The following is a 15,180-nucleotide window of genomic DNA, read 5'->3' on the forward strand; positions in this document are numbered from 1 at the left end:
GATGCGACTCGGAGTCAATATCGATCACGTGGCCACCCTGCGGGAGGCGCGGCGTACGACGGAGCCCGACCCGGTGACCGCCGCCATGCTCGCCGAGATGGGCGGGGCCGACCAGATCACCCTCCACCTGCGCGAGGACCGCCGCCACATGCAGAACCGCGACGCGCGGCTCATCGGCGAGATGGCCCAGACGACGGTCAACCTCGAGATGGCCGCAACGGCGGAGATGCAGGAGATCGCCCTGGCTTTGCGGCCGGACGCCGTCTGCATCGTCCCCGAGCGCCGCGAGGAGGTCACGACCGAGGGCGGGCTCGACCTCGTCCGCACCGTCGAGGCGGTCGCCCCCGTCGTCAAGGGCCTCCGCGAGGGGGGGATCCGGGTCTCGGCCTTCCTCGGCCCCGACCACGCGCAGATCAAGGAGGCGAAGCGGGTGGGGTTCGACGCCGTCGAGATCCACACGGGCGAGTACGCCAACGCCACCGGCGCCGGGCGCGAGAACGCGCTCCGCGCGATCCGCGACGCGGCGGTTTCGATAAAGCGATACGGGATGCAGGTGCACGCCGGCCACGGGCTCACCTACCACAACGTGCGCCCCGTCGTCCTCATCCCCGAGATCGAGGAGCTCAACATCGGCCACTCGATCGTCTCGCGCGCCGTCTTCGTCGGCATCGAGCGGGCCGTCCGTGAGATGGTCGAGCTGATCCGGCGGTGAAGGGGCGGCGGGCGTCCGCCGCGCGAAAAACGATTCCGATGTGCGTGGACCGCAGCCTGCCCGCCGCCGGCGGGTTCGGTGCGGAGAAGGGGCGCATTCGGTTGCTGCACGCCGGCTCCGTTTTCTGCTAGGATCGCGGCAGGAACGATTCCGTTCACGGATACACGGGAGGGCCGTCTCATGCGCGATGCCTTCACGTCGTTGCTGTTGCTCATGCTGCTGGCGGCGCTCGCCGCCGCCGTTTCCTGCGAGCGGGCCGACGAGACGCGCCCGTTCGAACCGGCCGTCGCCGGGCGCCCGACGTACAACGCCGTCTGCTACGGTCCCCACCGCGACGGACAGCGCCCTGGCGGGGCGCAGCCGTCGGCCGCCGAGCTCCTCGAGGACCTGCGCATCATGGCCCCCCGCTGGAAGCTGATGCGCATCTACGGGGCGTCGGAGTTCACGGACACCCTCTTCGCCGTGATGCGCGAGCACGGCATCGACATGCAGGTGATGCTCGGGGTGTGGATCGACCCCGAGGAGGCGCGAAACGAGGCGGGCGAGGTGCTCGAGCGGTTCGAGGAGGCGGCGGCGAAGAACCGGCGGGAGGTCGTCGACGCGATCCGCCTGGCCAACGCCTACCCCGACATCGTCGCGGCGGTCAGCGTGGGGAACGAGAGCCAGATCTTCTGGTCGGCCCACCGCAGCCCCCTCGACATCCTGATCGGGCACGTGCGGCGCGTCCGCGCCGGTGTCGACGTCCCCGTGACGGTGGCCGACGATTTCAACTACTGGAACAAGCCCCACAGCCGGGAGCTTGCCGCCGAGCTCGACTTCATCACCCTCCACGCCCATCCCATGTGGAACGGCCTGCAGGTGGAGGAGGCCCTCGCCTGGCAGATCGCGCAGCTCGACACCGTGCGGGCGATGCATCCGGACCGCCTCGTCGTGATCGGCGAGACGGGATGGGCCACCTCCGCCATCGACGAGGGGCAGCAGGGAGAGCTCATCACGGGGACCCCCGGCGAGGCGGAGCAGCGGTTCTTCTACGATGCCGTCCGCGCCTGGGCCGAGCGGGAGCGGGAGATCGTCTTCTTCTTCGAGGCCTTCGACGAGAACTGGAAGGGTGGCGGGAACCCCGCGGAGGTCGAGAAGCACTGGGGCCTCTTCCGCGCCGACCGCACCCCGAAGGCGGCGATGCAACGCGCCGCCGGCGACTGAGCCGGCGGACCTCCCGTCGCGATCGCCTGCCGAATCCGTCGGCGCGCCGCCGGCGAATGATCACGCATTCTTTTCCGCGTTACCCGGCGGCCGAATCGCCCCGCGCCGCGCGCCGCTCCTCAAGCTCCGTCTCGATCTTCTGCATCGTCCTGTCGTCCAGCTCGTAGAAGAAGGCCGCGACGGTCGCGATGATCGTCCCTCCCACGGGGATGTAGCTCATCATCAGCCGGATCCCCGTCAGCGTCTCTGGACTCTGGGCAACGTTGGGCTGGAACTTGAACATGGCCAAAAGCCAGCCGGCCAGCCCGCCGCCGAGTGCCATCCCGAACTTCTGGGAGAAGGTCGCCGCGGAGAAGATCAGCCCCGTCGCCCGCCGCCCGTGCTTCCATTCCGAGTAGTCGACGGTGTCGGCGTACATCGCCCAGAGGAGTGGCGCCTGCGGGGCCATCACGAACGAGATGACGATATGGACCGCGAACACGAGGCCGATCCGGTCCTTGGGGACGTGGTAGAAGGCCGCCGTGAAGACGCTCGCCAGCCCCATGACGATCAGGTACAGCCGCTTCTTGCCCAGCCGCTTCGAGAGGAACGAGGTGCAGGCCACGCCGGCGATGACGGCGACGGTCCCGGTCACCATGAACAGGGCGGCGAGCAGCTCGTTCTCGATGTAGTACTTGAAGTAGTACAGGATCGTGCCCATGCGGATGATGATGTACCCGAGCGTGAACATGCTCATCACGAGGAGGATCATCCAGGGGCGGTTCCGCACGAGGTCCTTCAGGTCGCCCTTGAGGGAGGTCCGCTGTCCCTTCAACGGCTGCACGCGCTCGTTCGTGAGGGCGAAGGTGAAGTAGAAGAGGATGCAGGCCAGCACGCCGTAGATGACGAGGGTGTACTGGAAGCCCTTCGCCACGTCCACCTTTTGTACGGCGTATGTCAGGGCCGCGCCCTCCGGGTCGACGAACGCCGTCGAGACGTCGATCAGGTGCTCGCCGAAGCCTTCGTCGAGCTCCATGTTGTCGAAGGAGGCGAGCGCCACAGGGGGATCGTTCTCGTCGGACTCGACGGTGACGCGGAAGGATGCCGACGCCGAGCCGCCGCGACCGTCGACGGCCGTGATCGTCATGTCCGCGACCCCGGTTCCCCTGATCTCGAGCACCGCCTCCTCGCCGGCGATCTCGGCCGAGGCCACCGCCCTGTCCCCGGACGACACGCGGTAGACGAGCTCGTCGGTGTCCTGGTCGGCGAAGTGATCCCGGAGATTGATCCGCTGCTGCCCGGATTCCAGGGCGTACGTCGTGTCGGGAATGGTGTGCGTCATGACCGGCGGATGGTTCCCCGATTCGTTGACCATGACGGCGAAGGCCTGATCCTTCGTCGCGTGGTGCTCGTCGAATGCCGTCAGTGCGACCCTCGATATCCCGGGCCCCTTCTCCCTGAGGACCAGCACGGAATCGGATTCGACTGCCGCCTCGACGACGTCCGGCTCGCGGCTCGTCGCCTCGTACCGCAGCCTGTCCCCGCGCGCGCTGCCGAAGACGTCGTTCAGGGAAATCCTCTTCGCCGCGAACCCCTGCTCGAGGAGCAGGTCGCCGACCGGGCGGAGCAGGACCGGCGGGCGTTCCCCCTCGCGGTCGATCTTGACGAGGAATTCCCTCGATGTCGTTTGCTCGCCGTCGCCGGCCTCTATGATGATCCGGGATGTCCGCGTGTCGACTTCCTCGATCGTGAGGACGCCCGCCGACAGCGAGACGCCCCGGTCCTCGCGCCCGAGGTAATTCACGAGGGGCAGCGTGGCGCCCTGGATGATGAACGCCCCGGCGAACGCGAGCACGAACCGGTAGGTCGAGGCGCTCGTGCGTTCCCTGGAATGGGGCGACAGGACCCCGAGCAGCGCGGAGTAGGGGATGTTGATCGCGGTGTACGCCATCATCATGAGGATGTAGGTGACGTAGGCGTAGATGATCTTGCCCTGGAGGTCGAGCTCGGGCGTGGTGAAGGTCAGCACGCCGATGATGGCGAGCGGGAGCATCATCCACAGGAGGTACGGCCGGAATTTGCCCCACCTCGTCTGCGTCCGGTCAGCGATGATCCCCATCAGGGGATCGTTCACGGCGTCCCAGAACCGCGAGACCATGAAGAGGACACCGGCCACGGCGGCCGGGATCCCGAACACGTCCGTGTAGAAGAAGAGGAGGAAGTTGATGAACATCTGGAAATACAGGTTGGACGCCGTGTCTCCCAACCCGTAGCCGAACTTTTCCTTGAACGACAGCTTGTCTTCGATGCTCATCCGGATCTCCTTTTCTATCGTGGCCCCGTCATTCGATGATAACAGTCTGGAGGGCGTAGCCGGGAATCGAGATTTCGGCGAATTCCCCGTCGAGCAGGAGGGCGAATCGTTCGGCGCGCTCCCCCTGGTTCAGGATCGCGACGGCGATGTTTTCGCCGGGATTCCGGACGGCCGTCGCCATCAGGCCCCCGATCCCGCAATCCACCCCGATCCGCACCGCCCCCGGGCGCATGTACCTGCTGAACTGGCGCATCACGAAGTAGAGCGGGGTATAGTAGACCTCGTTCGTCTCGGGTTTCGCGATGACGGGCGCGATGCACCAGTTCTCCGCGTGGTTGGGCCCGCCCCGGTCGTCGAGGACGATGTTCCAGTCGATCCAGCCGGCCACCCCGCTGTTCAGGCAGCCGATGATGTCGCGTGCGTAGCGGAAGACCGGCACGTACTTCGGATGGAGATGCTTGTTTTCCTCCGTCGCCCAGTCATAGCCCCAGTCGGTCGCCTCCGCCCGCCAGTACCAGTCGTCGTCTCGCCACACCGGCACCTCCGAGTCGATGCATCCCTCGGTGTGCAGCAGGAGCTTGTCGGGATAGCGCCGGTGTACACGCTCGAGGGTCTCGGGGTACCACTCGACCGTGCTGCTGTACCAGTGGATCGCCGTCCCGCGGACGTATCTCGCCGCGTCCGGGTCGCCGAGGATGGCGGTTGCCCATTCCTCCAGGTGATCCCGGTTCTGGTCGTAGACGAGGATCCGGGCGCCGATCCCCTCCCGGGCGAATGCAGGACCGAGGCTTTGCTTGACGAACCCGGCCATCCGCTCGGGGGTGAAGATCATGCTCTCCCACTGGTTTGCGTTGCCGAGGGGCTCGTTCACGGGGGTCACCGCCCAGATCGGGATGCCCTCCTTCTCGTAGGCACGGATGTACCTGCAGAAGAACAGGGCCCAGGTGTCGTCGTATTCGGGGAGGAGCGACCCGCCGTTCCAGTCGCCGTTGGTTTTCATCCAGGGGGGCGCCGTCCAGGGGGAGGCGACGATCCGGAAGTCCGCCCCCGGCACGGCCGCCGCGTCGCGGATGAGCGGGATCAGATCGCCGCGGTCCTCCTCGATGCTGAAATCGGCCAGCGCCGTGTCCCCGGGCGTCGTCGCGTAGGTGTAGTTCGAGAGGGAGAAGTCGCAGCTGCCCATGTGGGTTCGCGTCAGGCTGTAGGCGGCGCCCTCGGGACTGAAATAGGCGCGCAGCACCTCGGCTCGCTTCTCCTCGCCCAGGCGCCCGAGCACATGGGCGGACGATTCCGTGAACGACCCGCCGAACCCGACGATCTCCTGGTATCGTTCCTCGGGATCGAGGGCGATGACGGGAAGCCCCGCCGGGCGCTCCGCGGTGAAGGTCACGCGCCCGGCCACCGCGGCCCGGTCGCCTGCACGTGAGGTCTGAACGATCGAGGCCGCGCGCTCCCCGCCGCCGCAGGCGAAGGCGGAAAGCGAAACACAGCCGAGGATGACGAAGGCCGCGATCGATGATCCCGGGGAAAACGGCCGGGGCGTCGCGCGATGAGGACGAGGGCGCGCCGGACGTGATGTGTTCGTGTGCGTCATGCTGCCCCGTGTTTTTGTTCTGCACATCGATGCGGCGCGGCATGCGCGCACCGCCAACGTGCAATAGTTCCGATTGAAAGAGCTGGATGTCAAGGCGAATCGCCCCTCGCGGGGATGACCATCTCCTTGTGAGGGGCTCGGTCCGGCGACGGGTCGCGCCCGGCCCGGGTGCGCGCGGGGCGGCAGGCCCCCGCGGGATCGAGTCCGGACGGGCGCGTTCTTCACCAGGGGAGGAGCTCCCGGCCGCCGCCGGTGAACTCATCCCAGAACTCCTCGAGGCGCTTCCGCTCACCGGGATCGATCCTGCATCCGGCCGCGGCGAGGTTGCCCCGCAGGTGCGCCATCGTCCTCGTGCCCGGGATGACGCAGCTCACCTCGTCGTACGACAGGCAGTAGGAGATCGCCTTGCGGGCGAGGGGCGAGCCGTCTTCCGTGAGCCAGCCCAGCTTCTCGACGAGGGCGGCCCGGCGCGCGATCTCCTCCTCGCTCCATCGGCTCCGCACGCCGTCGAAGCGGCTGCCGGCGTCGTACGTGCCGGTGAGCCAGCCGCTGTCCAGCGGGATCTTGGCGATCAGGCCGGCCCGATTCTCGCGCGCCAGAGGGAAGGCCCTGCGGACGTCCTGGTGGAGGATGTTGAAGAAGATCTCGAGAACCTCCGATCCCGTGTTGGCGAGGCACGACTCGATCTCGGCGGCGAAGTCGAGGCTCGCGCCGTAATGCCGGATCATGCCCCTGCCCCGGGCTTCCCCGAGCGCGTCCCAGATCGGGTCGGTCCCCTCGTAGATCGCGGCGGGGGGATTGTGGAGGAGCAGGATGTCGACGTGGTCGGTCCGGAGCCGCTCGAGGCTCCCGCCGAGCCGGTCGAGGAAACCGCCGGTCGAGAAGTCCTTCGGGCCGTCCCGCCGGTGCCCGAACTTGCTCACCAGGATCACCTCGTCGCGGCGGCCCTCGAGCGCCAGGCCGAGTATCCGCTCGCTCTCGCCGGCGCCGTAGTTCGGCGCCGTGTCGAAGAGGGTGATTCCCGCACCGAGGGCGGCGTTGACAAGCGCGAGCGAGGTCTCCTCGTCCAGCCCCTCCCAGCTGTCGTCGTTCCCGATCTGCCAGCCCCCGAAGGATATCTCGGATACCTCGAGGCCCGTACCGCCGAGCAATCTTTTCCTCATGATCGAACCTCCTCGAGCCGACGATCGCCCGAACGATGTCGGTTGATCTGCAGGACGATAGCACGGCATCCCCACCGAGACCCACGGCGAGCGGGGGTGGAGAGCCTCCCCGACGGTATCCCGGCAAAACGAGCCGTCAGTGGATCAGCACGCCGCCGCCCCCGTACAGGGCCACGCAGCCGCAGGTGATCTTGACCCCCTTCGACGTGTCTCCCCGCGTGAAGAGCCGCGTGTGGAGTCCCGCCGCCCCGTAGAACCTGACGGCGCCCGTTCCCGCGCTCGTGCAGCGGATCCGCCGCCCCGGCAGCGCCTGCACGAGCTGGCCTGCCTGGAAGACGGCGCTTTCGCCGCCGGTGTCGACGTTGACGTACCGGTAGGGAAAGGCGGCATACGCCGCGTAGGTGCCGCTCAGCGTCGCGCCGAGCGATCCCATCGGCTTCACGTAGGCGATGCAGTTCTCCTTCGTCAGGTCGGGGCAGGGCAGGGCATCGAGGGTGAACCACGTGTTGCTCCCGATGCCGATGTACGGATCCCAGCAGGATCCCTGGCCCAGCCAGCCGCCCCAGCCGTAGTTCATGTGGTACTGCCTGATGTCCGAGACGATGCGCCACCCGTCGCACACGATCGAGTGGTCCGGGATGCCGTACTGGAGCGGCATGTTCTGGTCGAGATTGTCGCGGATCAACTCGAACCAGGAATCGCTCGAATAGCTCGGCCGATCCAGGACGAGCGGGAAGGCGCTGAAACGGAAGTTGCCGACGTACGCGATGTTCATGTCCACGTGGAACGCGGACGAGGCACAGCCGCCGTCCTTGCAGTAATCCATGTCGCAGGCCATGCCGGCATGCAGGACGAGGAGCGCGGTCGCCTCGATCTGGTCGTGCGGCGACGACGCCGTCAGGTCGTCCGGCATGAGCGTCCACTCGTAATAGTTGTCCTGGTAGGGAACGCCGCTCCCGACCGGCGGCCAGGCCCAGTACTTCATGATCTGGGCCGCGGCGACCGCCACGCACCCCGCGGCGCACCGATCGTCGTAGCCGGGGCCGCAGGCGGTGGTCGCCGGCATGTAGAGGTTGTACGGATCGGTCTGGTTCCAGATCGTCGAGAGCATCACGCCCCCCGACTGGTAGTTGGCAAGGGCGCCGGCGAGCATCTCCGATCTCCTGAAATCGCCGGGATCCCGGGCGAGGATGTCCCGGGCGCCCCGGTAGTCGATCTCGCAGAGCGCCGCGACCGCCTCGGTCGGCGCCGTCTCGACGGGACCGATGCGCTCCTCGATGAGAAGGTGCTCCTGCGTTATCTTCCAGGCGATCACCTCGACGATGTCGGCGGGGCAGGCGGGATCGCCGTCCCAGGTCTCCGACGACGCCTTGACCGGCGCGAGGGCGTCGTGGATCGAGACGACGACGTGCCCGGCGGGCTCGATGTGGCACCAGTACCCGAGCAGCCGGTTGCCCCGGCGGAGCTCGGCGATGTCGCCGACGGAGGCCGCCGTCGACTCTCCCCAGCTGCCCGTCGCCGCGATGACGAGCTCGATGTAGTTAGACGCTATGTTCCGGGCCTCGTCGCGCGTCACGGTCCGGCCCCGGACGAGCCCGGGCAGGAGCAGGAGGCCGAGGGCGATCGCCGCGATCATCGTATGCATGCGTGTTCTCTTCATCTCGACCACCCCCTTACTGCAACGTGACGAGCACGAGGATCTGCCGCTTCGCGCCTTGTTCGAGTCGCTCCATCGCCTTGCCGAGAATGGCGCCCTGGGCCGACGCGCGATCGGTCGCCTTCATCGCGTGCCCCGGCGTCGACGACGTCGTGAGCAGGTCCCCCGGCTCGACCGCGCCGGCCGTGGCGTCGACGTTGCAGTAGACCCGTCCCGCGAGGGCCACGTCGCAGTCGAACTGCCCCACGCCGAGCCGGACCCCCGAGCCGAGCCCCTTCGCGCCGGCGGCGATCCCCGCGACGCGGCTGTCGTAGGCACGGGAACTCACGGCGAGCTTCCCCGGATTGTTTGCGTCGATGACGAGGACCGTGCCGGCGTCGATGCCCGCGCCTTCCGAGATGTCGAACCCCTCGGCGTAGTCGAGCCCCTCGCCGAACTCGGCCACCGGATCGCCCGTGCTCTCGCTCTCGATGAGTATGTTCCCGCGAACGGTGAGCTGCTTCGACGGATTGACGGTGCCGATACCGACGTTGCCGTTCTCCCGGATGGCCATGGCATGGACGGGAATGCCGACGCTGCCGACGGAGAACCGGATCCACGTCTCGCCGTTCGGCGTGCCGGTGGCGTTGTGGTGGCACCCGATGAAGAGCGCCTTCCGGTTGTCCCCCGGCGAGAAGGCGGTGAGGCGCGATCCGCCGTAGTCGTTGCTGCGGACTTCGATGTACTGGTCCGCCTCGTCCTCGCGGCGGACGTGGATGGTGCCCCCGTTCACCTCGAGGTTCGCCGTCGGGAGGATCGAGTTGATCCCGACGTTCCCGTTGTCGGCGATCACCATCCGGTGCACGTCGTCGACGCTCAGGTAGAGCCCCGATGCGGCCGATGGATGCGCGATCTGCCGCGACGCGATCGTCGACTTGCGGTTGTCGGCGGCGTCGAGGAAATCGATCTTCCCGGTGACACGCATGTCCGAGGTGTCGGTCGACTTGATCTCGAACACCGACCCGTTCTCGCTGCTCGAGGTCAGTCGCGCGTAGGCGCGTCCCCCGGCGACCTCGAGCTGGCGCGCCGGCGTCTCGGTGCCGATGCCGACGAACCCGTTCTCCTTCAGCACCATCGGGATGATCGGCGAGGCGGCGTTCCCCGTGTAGAACCGGATCTGCGTCCCGCTGCTCGACGGCGATCCGGTCTCGTTGTAGAGGCTCCCGATGCGGAGGGGCTTCTTGTTGCTCTCCGGCGAGAAGACCCGGAGGTAGCCGCCGTCGGCGTCGTTGTTGCGGATCTCGGTGTACTGGGTGTCGTTGCGCCTGATGTGCAGCGCGCCGCCGAGTATGTCCAGCGCGGCGGTGGGGGCGGTCGTGCCGATCCCGATGTTCGCGCCGTCGTTGAAGAGGCTGCTCGTCGCCGCCCACCCGCTTCCCGTGTGATGGAGGGTCTGTCCCGACGAGCCCGGGGGCACCGTGCCGGTGCCGGTCGTCGTGAAGGAGTGCCACGCCCCGCCGTCGTACCCTTCGAAATCCGAGCCGGTCCAGCGGATCGTGCCGGCGTTCAGGTTGGCCGTGCCGCCGACTTTCACGGCGCCGGCGACGTCGAGCATCTCGGCGGGCGCGGTCGTGCCGATGCCCACGCTCCCCGTGGCCGGGACGAGGTTCTCCCCCCGCGTGCAGGCGGCGTTGAGGCTGTAGGCGACCGCGGTGAGCTGCACGCGAGGCGAAAGCTCCGTCTCCCCCTCGACGGAGATGCCGAGCCAGTACTGCCCGTCGAAGGGAAGATCGAGGGGAACCGCCATGCCGAGGGTGACGGAGAATATCCCCTTGCCGACGGCGGCGTCGCTGGTCTCTTCCCAGAGCGCCGACCCGCCCGCGGGGACATCGTAGATCCTGAACGTCATCGTGTAGCTGCCGTCGGGCACGACCGGACCGTCCGCGCCGGTCAGCACCCCCTGGTAGTCGAGCGTCCGCGGCACCTCGGCGAACGCGCAGAGGCACAGCGACAAGACGAGCAACGTTGCAGCTAGCATGGATCTGAACATGCCTGACCCCCTTCGAGTGTTTGTGCGACGACAATGCATGACGCCGGCGCGCGTCGGGGCGGCCGCCGAGGCGGGCGCCAGCGCGAGCAGGACCAGAATACCGTTCCGGATGAACCGTTTCATGTTTATCCCCCCGTTGGTGCGAATGTGCGCACGTATTTTTGTGATGATTGAGCCGCCAGAAAAGATATCGTGCCTGGCGGGCGTCTGTCAACGGGATGCGACGGTCCGCCTCGGCCGAGCCGGGTGATGCACGATCCGATTGTCGTCGGAATATCCGGACGCCTGCTTGACAATGTGCCGGATTTCACATACGGTCGCGGCGATTCTCCTGTTCCAGTTCAACCAGAGCCTGGGAGGTAACGAGTGAAGAAGCGTATCGTTTCCGGGATGATTCTGTGCCTCGCGCTCGTGGTCGTCGGCTGCACGGGGGAGGATGGGGCGCGGGGGCCCGCCGGCCCGGCCGGCACCGCGAACGTCATCTACTCGGACTGGTACGAGACCGATCCCTGGGTCCAGGAGGCGTTCTACGGCGCGATCGAACGAACCTTCACGATGACGACCACCGCCCTGACGCAGGAGATCATCGACCATGGCGTCGTCCTGGTCTACATGCGGTTCCTGGGGATTTCCCCGGAGATCTGCCAGCTGCCCGTGACCGTCGAGGATGTGGATTACCGCTTCCATTTCCGGGCGCGGGCCGGAAGCATCAAGGTCGCCTACTATTCGATACCCTCTCCCGGGACGGATCCGGGCGCCATCCCGAGCGGCAACGTGGCCAGGTACGTGTTGATCCCCGGGGGCGCTCTCGACGAGATTGCCGGGAGCAGGGGCATTTCCCGCTCGCGCCTGATCGACTCGCTCGGTGCCATGACCTACGAGGAGACGTGCGGGCTGTTCGAAATCCACGAGTAACGACGCCCGGCCCGGCGCCGGCGCCATACGAACGGGCGGCGCGCTCTCCCTCGAGCACGTCGCCCGTCGCATGTCCAAATCTTCTTCGCGCTCCCGGCATCATCCTCGCCGGAGAACGGGCCGCCGTACACGTCATTCCCGTGCCATCGCGTTGACCGGCGGGGAAAAACGGCTTGCCGCCAAGCACTTGAATCGTTATGTTGTTCTGGCCGGATTTGTCAGACGGCTGTGTATCGATTCGTGATTTCATCTCCTTTCCAGGCCGGGGAGCATGGGATCGCGCAATTTTTTTGTCCGAGGAGGATGTCGTGCCCGGGAAGTACCGCGAAGCGTACAGGCGATCGATCAAGGACCCCGACGGATTCTGGGGCGAGGCGGCGAAGGGGATCGACTGGTATACCGAGCCCGCGAAGGTGCTCGACGATTCAGAAAAGCCCTTCTACCGCTGGTTCACCGGCGGCGAGCTGAACACCTGCTTCAATGCCCTCGACCGCCACGTCGAGGGGGGCCGCGCCGACCAGCCCGCCCTCATCTACGACAGCCCCGTGACGGGCGTCGTCCGTACGTACACCTACGGCGAGCTTCTGGACGAGGTCTCGCGCTTCGCCGGCGTCCTCTCATCGATCGGCGTCCGGAAAGGCGACCGCGTGGTCGTCTACATGCCGATGATCCCCCAGGCGGCGATCGCGATGCTCGCCTGCGCGCGGATCGGCGCGATACACTCCGTGGTCTTCGGCGGCTTCGCCGCGCACGAGCTGGCCATCCGCATCGACGACGCGAAGCCCCGGGCGATCGTCTCGGCCTCCTGCGGGATCGAGGGCAAAAAGACGATCGAGTACAAGCCCCTCCTCGACAAGGCGATCGAGCTCGCCGAGCACAAGCCGGAGCACACGATCGTCTTCCAGCGCGAGCAGGCAACCGCATCGATGATCGCGGGCCGCGACCTCGACTGGGTCGAGGCGATGTCCGGCGCCGAGCCGGCTTCCTGCGTGCCGGTCAAGGCGACCGACCCCCTCTACATCCTCTACACCTCCGGCACGACGGGGATGCCGAAGGGGGTCGTCCGGGACAACGGCGGACACGCCGTCGCCCTCGCCTGGTCGATGAAGCATGTCTACGACGTCGAGCCGGGCGAGGTCTTCTGGGCGGCCTCCGACGTCGGCTGGGTCGTCGGCCATTCCTACATTGTCTACGCGCCGCTCCTCGCCGGCTGCACGACGATCCTCTACGAGGGCAAGCCCGTGGGCACGCCCGACGCCGGCGTCTTCTGGCGCGTCATCTCCGAGCACGGCGTGAAGGCGCTCTTCACCGCGCCGACCGCCTTCCGCGCGATCAAACGGGAGGACCCGAACGGCGAGCTGCTCGCCGGCCACGACCTCTCCCGCTTCAGGTATCTCTTCCTCGCCGGCGAGCGGCTCGATCCCGACACGTACAACTGGGCGCGCGACCTGCTCGGCGTCCCCGTCATCGACCACTGGTGGCAGACGGAGACGGGCTGGGCGATCGTCGCCAACTGCATGGGGATCGAGCCGATGCCCGTCAAGGCGGGATCGCCGACCTTCCCGGTGCCCGGATACCGCGTGGAGATCGTCGACACCGAGGGGAAGATCCTCGACCGCGAGGAGGAGGGGATCGTCGTCATCGGTCTCCCGCTGCCCCCGGGCTGCCTGCCGACGCTCTGGGAAAACGACCGAAAGTACAAGGAGTCGTACATCTATCCCTACGACGGCTACTACTTCACCGGCGACGGCGGCTACATCGACGAGGACGGCTACGTCTTCATCATGGGACGCGTGGACGACGTGATCAACGTCGCCGGGCACCGGCTCTCGACGGGCGGGATGGAGGAGGTCATCGCCACCCACCCGGATGTCGCCGAGTGCGCCGTCCTCGGCGTCGAGGACAGCTTCAAGGGGCAGCTCCCCCTCGGCTTCGTCGTCCTCAAGGCGGGGGTCGACCGCGACCGCGCGGAGATCGCGGCGGAACTCGTGCAGATGGTCCGCTCGGAGATCGGCGCCGTCGCCTGCTTCAAGAAGGCCATCGTCGTCGACCGGTTGCCCAAGACCCGCTCGGGCAAGATCCTCCGCGGGACGATGCGCAGGATCGCCGACGGCAAGGAGTACAAGGTGCCCTCGACGATCGGCGACCCGGACACCCTTCCCGAGATCGAGGCGGCCGTCGCGACGGTCGGCTACGGCAGGAAGTAGCGGGCGCGCTTCCGTACGCCGGCGGACGCGGCACGAAAAAAACGCCCCCTCCCCGAACGGGGAGGGGGCGTCGTCGTGTCCGATCGAACGGGCCGCTAGATGAGGGAATCGAGCGGCACGTACTTCATGCGGAAGGCCCGGGCGACGGCGGGGTCGGTGACCTGGCCGTCGAGGATGTTCACGCCGGTCCAGATCGCCGGGTTCTTCTTCGCGGCCTCTTCCCAGCCCTTGTTCGCGATCTCGACCGCGTAGGGGAGGGTGGCGTTGGTCAGGGCCAGCGTGCTCGTCCGGCAGACGGCGCCGGGCATGTTCGCCACGCCGTAATGGACGACGTCGTTGATCACGTAGGTGGGGTCGGAATGGGTGGTCGGCTTGATCGTCTCGATGCAGCCGCCCTGGTCGACGGCGACGTCGACGATCACGGACCCGTTCTTCATGAGCTTCAGCATGCCGCGGGTGACGAGCTTCGGCGCCTTCGCGCCCCGGATGAGGACGGCTCCCACGAGCAGGTCGGCCTCGGCGATCTTGCGGCGGATGTTCGCGGGGTTCGACATGAGCGTGGTCACGTTCGCCGGCATCACGTCGTCGAGGTAGCGCAGGCGCTCGAGGTCGATGTCGAGGATCGTGACGCTCGCGCCGAGGCCGGCGGCCATCTTCGCCGCCTCGGTGCCGACGACGCCGCCGCCGAGGATGACGACGCTGGCCGGCTCGACGCCGGGAACGCCGCCGAGGAGCAGGCCGAGCCCGCCCATCGGGCGCTCGAGGTACTTGGCCCCTTCCTGGATCGCCATCCGGCCGGCCACCTCGCTCATCGGGGTGAGCAGCGGCAGCGAGCCGTCCTTCTCGATCATCGTCTCGTAGGCGATCGAGATCGCGCCGGACTTGATCATGCCGTCGGTGAGCGCGCGGTCCGCGGCGAAGTGGAAATATGTGAAGACGATCTGGCCCTTGCGGATCATCCTGACCTCGACCGGCTGCGGCTCCTTGACCTTGATGATCATGTCGGCCCGCTTGAAGATGTCCTTCGCCGAGGCGACCATCGTCGCGCCCGCGGCGCGGTACTCGGCGTCGGCGAACCCGCTGCCGACACCGGCGTTCTTCTGTACGAGGACCTTGTGGCCGTGCTTCCTGAGCGTCTCCACGCCCACCGGGAGCAGGGCCACGCGGTACTCGTGGTTCTTGATCTCCTTCGGAAGACCGATAATCATGGGACCACCTCTGGCTGAGAAGGTTTATAGTGAACGAGACGTTTCACTAACTCGTAACGAGAACGTCAATAATATATGCCCCGCCGCGGGCCGTTCAAGGACTTTTTCCGACCCGGCAAGGAGCGCTGCAAGCCGGAAAGCACTGGAACGTCCGGGCCGTCGCGTTGTATATTGAGATGTGAAACGAACCGGCCGCGGC

Annotated in this window: 10 protein-coding genes and 1 pseudogene; 4 read left to right on the forward strand and 7 right to left on the reverse strand. The window is 67.2% G+C overall.

All coding sequences use genetic code 11. From position 1 onward, the window contains the following. Position 1: 1 nt before the first annotated feature. Entirely contained in the window at positions 2-712 is a 711-nt protein-coding gene (locus JW876_08125) for a pyridoxine 5'-phosphate synthase (protein ID MBN1885473.1), read from the forward strand. A gap of 180 nt (positions 713-892) precedes the next feature. Then, entirely contained in the window at positions 893-1,915 is a 1,023-nt protein-coding gene (locus JW876_08130) for a glycosyl hydrolase family 17 (protein ID MBN1885474.1), read from the forward strand. Positions 1,916-1,994: 79 nt separating this feature from the next. Here JW876_08130 and JW876_08135 read toward each other — a convergent pair whose 3' ends face one another. The 6 genes and pseudogenes from JW876_08135 to JW876_08160 form a co-directional block, all read right to left on the reverse strand. Next, positions 1,995-3,269 carry an MFS transporter gene (locus JW876_08135; GenBank protein MBN1885475.1) on the reverse strand — a complete coding sequence of 425 codons (1,275 nt, stop codon included), beginning with the start codon at positions 3,267-3,269 and terminating at the stop codon, positions 1,995-1,997. 369 nt (positions 3,270-3,638) lie between these two features. Next, positions 3,639-4,208: pseudogene (locus JW876_08140) on the reverse strand (MFS transporter). A gap of 28 nt (positions 4,209-4,236) precedes the next feature. Continuing rightward, the gene (locus tag JW876_08145) at positions 4,237-5,802 is read right to left on the reverse strand and encodes a glycoside hydrolase family 30 protein (GenBank protein ID MBN1885476.1); all 1,566 of its coding nucleotides are present in this window, start codon (positions 5,800-5,802) and stop codon (positions 4,237-4,239) included. Between the two features lie 221 nt (positions 5,803-6,023). Further along, positions 6,024-6,965, reverse strand: a complete 942-nt coding sequence (locus JW876_08150; GenBank protein ID MBN1885477.1) for an aldo/keto reductase — start codon at positions 6,963-6,965, stop codon at positions 6,024-6,026. Between the two features lie 136 nt (positions 6,966-7,101). Further along, the gene (locus JW876_08155; GenBank protein ID MBN1885478.1) at positions 7,102-8,625 is read right to left on the reverse strand and encodes a C10 family peptidase; all 1,524 of its coding nucleotides are present in this window, start codon (positions 8,623-8,625) and stop codon (positions 7,102-7,104) included. Between the two features lie 13 nt (positions 8,626-8,638). After that, positions 8,639-10,651, reverse strand: a complete 2,013-nt coding sequence (locus JW876_08160; protein MBN1885479.1) for a hypothetical protein — start codon at positions 10,649-10,651, stop codon at positions 8,639-8,641. A gap of 366 nt (positions 10,652-11,017) precedes the next feature. Between JW876_08160 and JW876_08165 the strand changes: the two genes are divergently transcribed. Further along, on the forward strand, positions 11,018-11,566 hold the full coding sequence (locus JW876_08165; GenBank protein ID MBN1885480.1) for a hypothetical protein: 549 nt from the start codon (positions 11,018-11,020) through the stop codon (positions 11,564-11,566). 197 nt (positions 11,567-11,763) lie between these two features. After that, entirely contained in the window at positions 11,764-13,773 is a 2,010-nt protein-coding gene (locus JW876_08170; protein ID MBN1885481.1) for a propionyl-CoA synthetase, read from the forward strand. Positions 13,774-13,868: 95 nt separating this feature from the next. Here JW876_08170 and ald read toward each other — a convergent pair whose 3' ends face one another. Continuing rightward, positions 13,869-14,981, reverse strand: coding sequence for an alanine dehydrogenase (ald, locus tag JW876_08175; GenBank protein ID MBN1885482.1), 1,113 nt, complete (start codon positions 14,979-14,981; stop codon positions 13,869-13,871). Positions 14,982-15,180: the final 199 nt, after the last annotated feature.

The sequence above is a fragment of the Candidatus Krumholzibacteriota bacterium genome (assembly GCA_016931295.1).
Taxonomy (GTDB): Bacteria; Krumholzibacteriota; Krumholzibacteriia; order Krumholzibacteriales; family Krumholzibacteriaceae; genus JAFGEZ01.

What these genes read in the sequence shown, in the direction of transcription:
- JW876_08125 (MBN1885473.1), top strand. Translation starts at nt 2, where the DNA reads ATGCGACTCGGAGTCAATATCGATCACGTGGCCACCCTGCGGGAGGCG.
- JW876_08130 (MBN1885474.1), top strand. Translation starts at nt 893, where the DNA reads ATGCGCGATGCCTTCACGTCGTTGCTGTTGCTCATGCTGCTGGCGGCG.
- JW876_08135 (MBN1885475.1), bottom strand. Translation starts at nt 3,269, where the DNA reads ATGGTCAACGAATCGGGGAACCATCCGCCGGTCATGACGCACACCATT.
- JW876_08145 (MBN1885476.1), bottom strand. Translation starts at nt 5,802, where the DNA reads ATGACGCACACGAACACATCACGTCCGGCGCGCCCTCGTCCTCATCGC.
- JW876_08150 (MBN1885477.1), bottom strand. Translation starts at nt 6,965, where the DNA reads ATGAGGAAAAGATTGCTCGGCGGTACGGGCCTCGAGGTATCCGAGATA.
- JW876_08155 (MBN1885478.1), bottom strand. Translation starts at nt 8,625, where the DNA reads ATGAAGAGAACACGCATGCATACGATGATCGCGGCGATCGCCCTCGGC.
- JW876_08160 (MBN1885479.1), bottom strand. Translation starts at nt 10,651, where the DNA reads ATGTTCAGATCCATGCTAGCTGCAACGTTGCTCGTCTTGTCGCTGTGC.
- JW876_08170 (MBN1885481.1), top strand. Translation starts at nt 11,764, where the DNA reads ATGTTGTTCTGGCCGGATTTGTCAGACGGCTGTGTATCGATTCGTGAT.
- ald (MBN1885482.1), bottom strand. Translation starts at nt 14,981, where the DNA reads ATGATTATCGGTCTTCCGAAGGAGATCAAGAACCACGAGTACCGCGTG.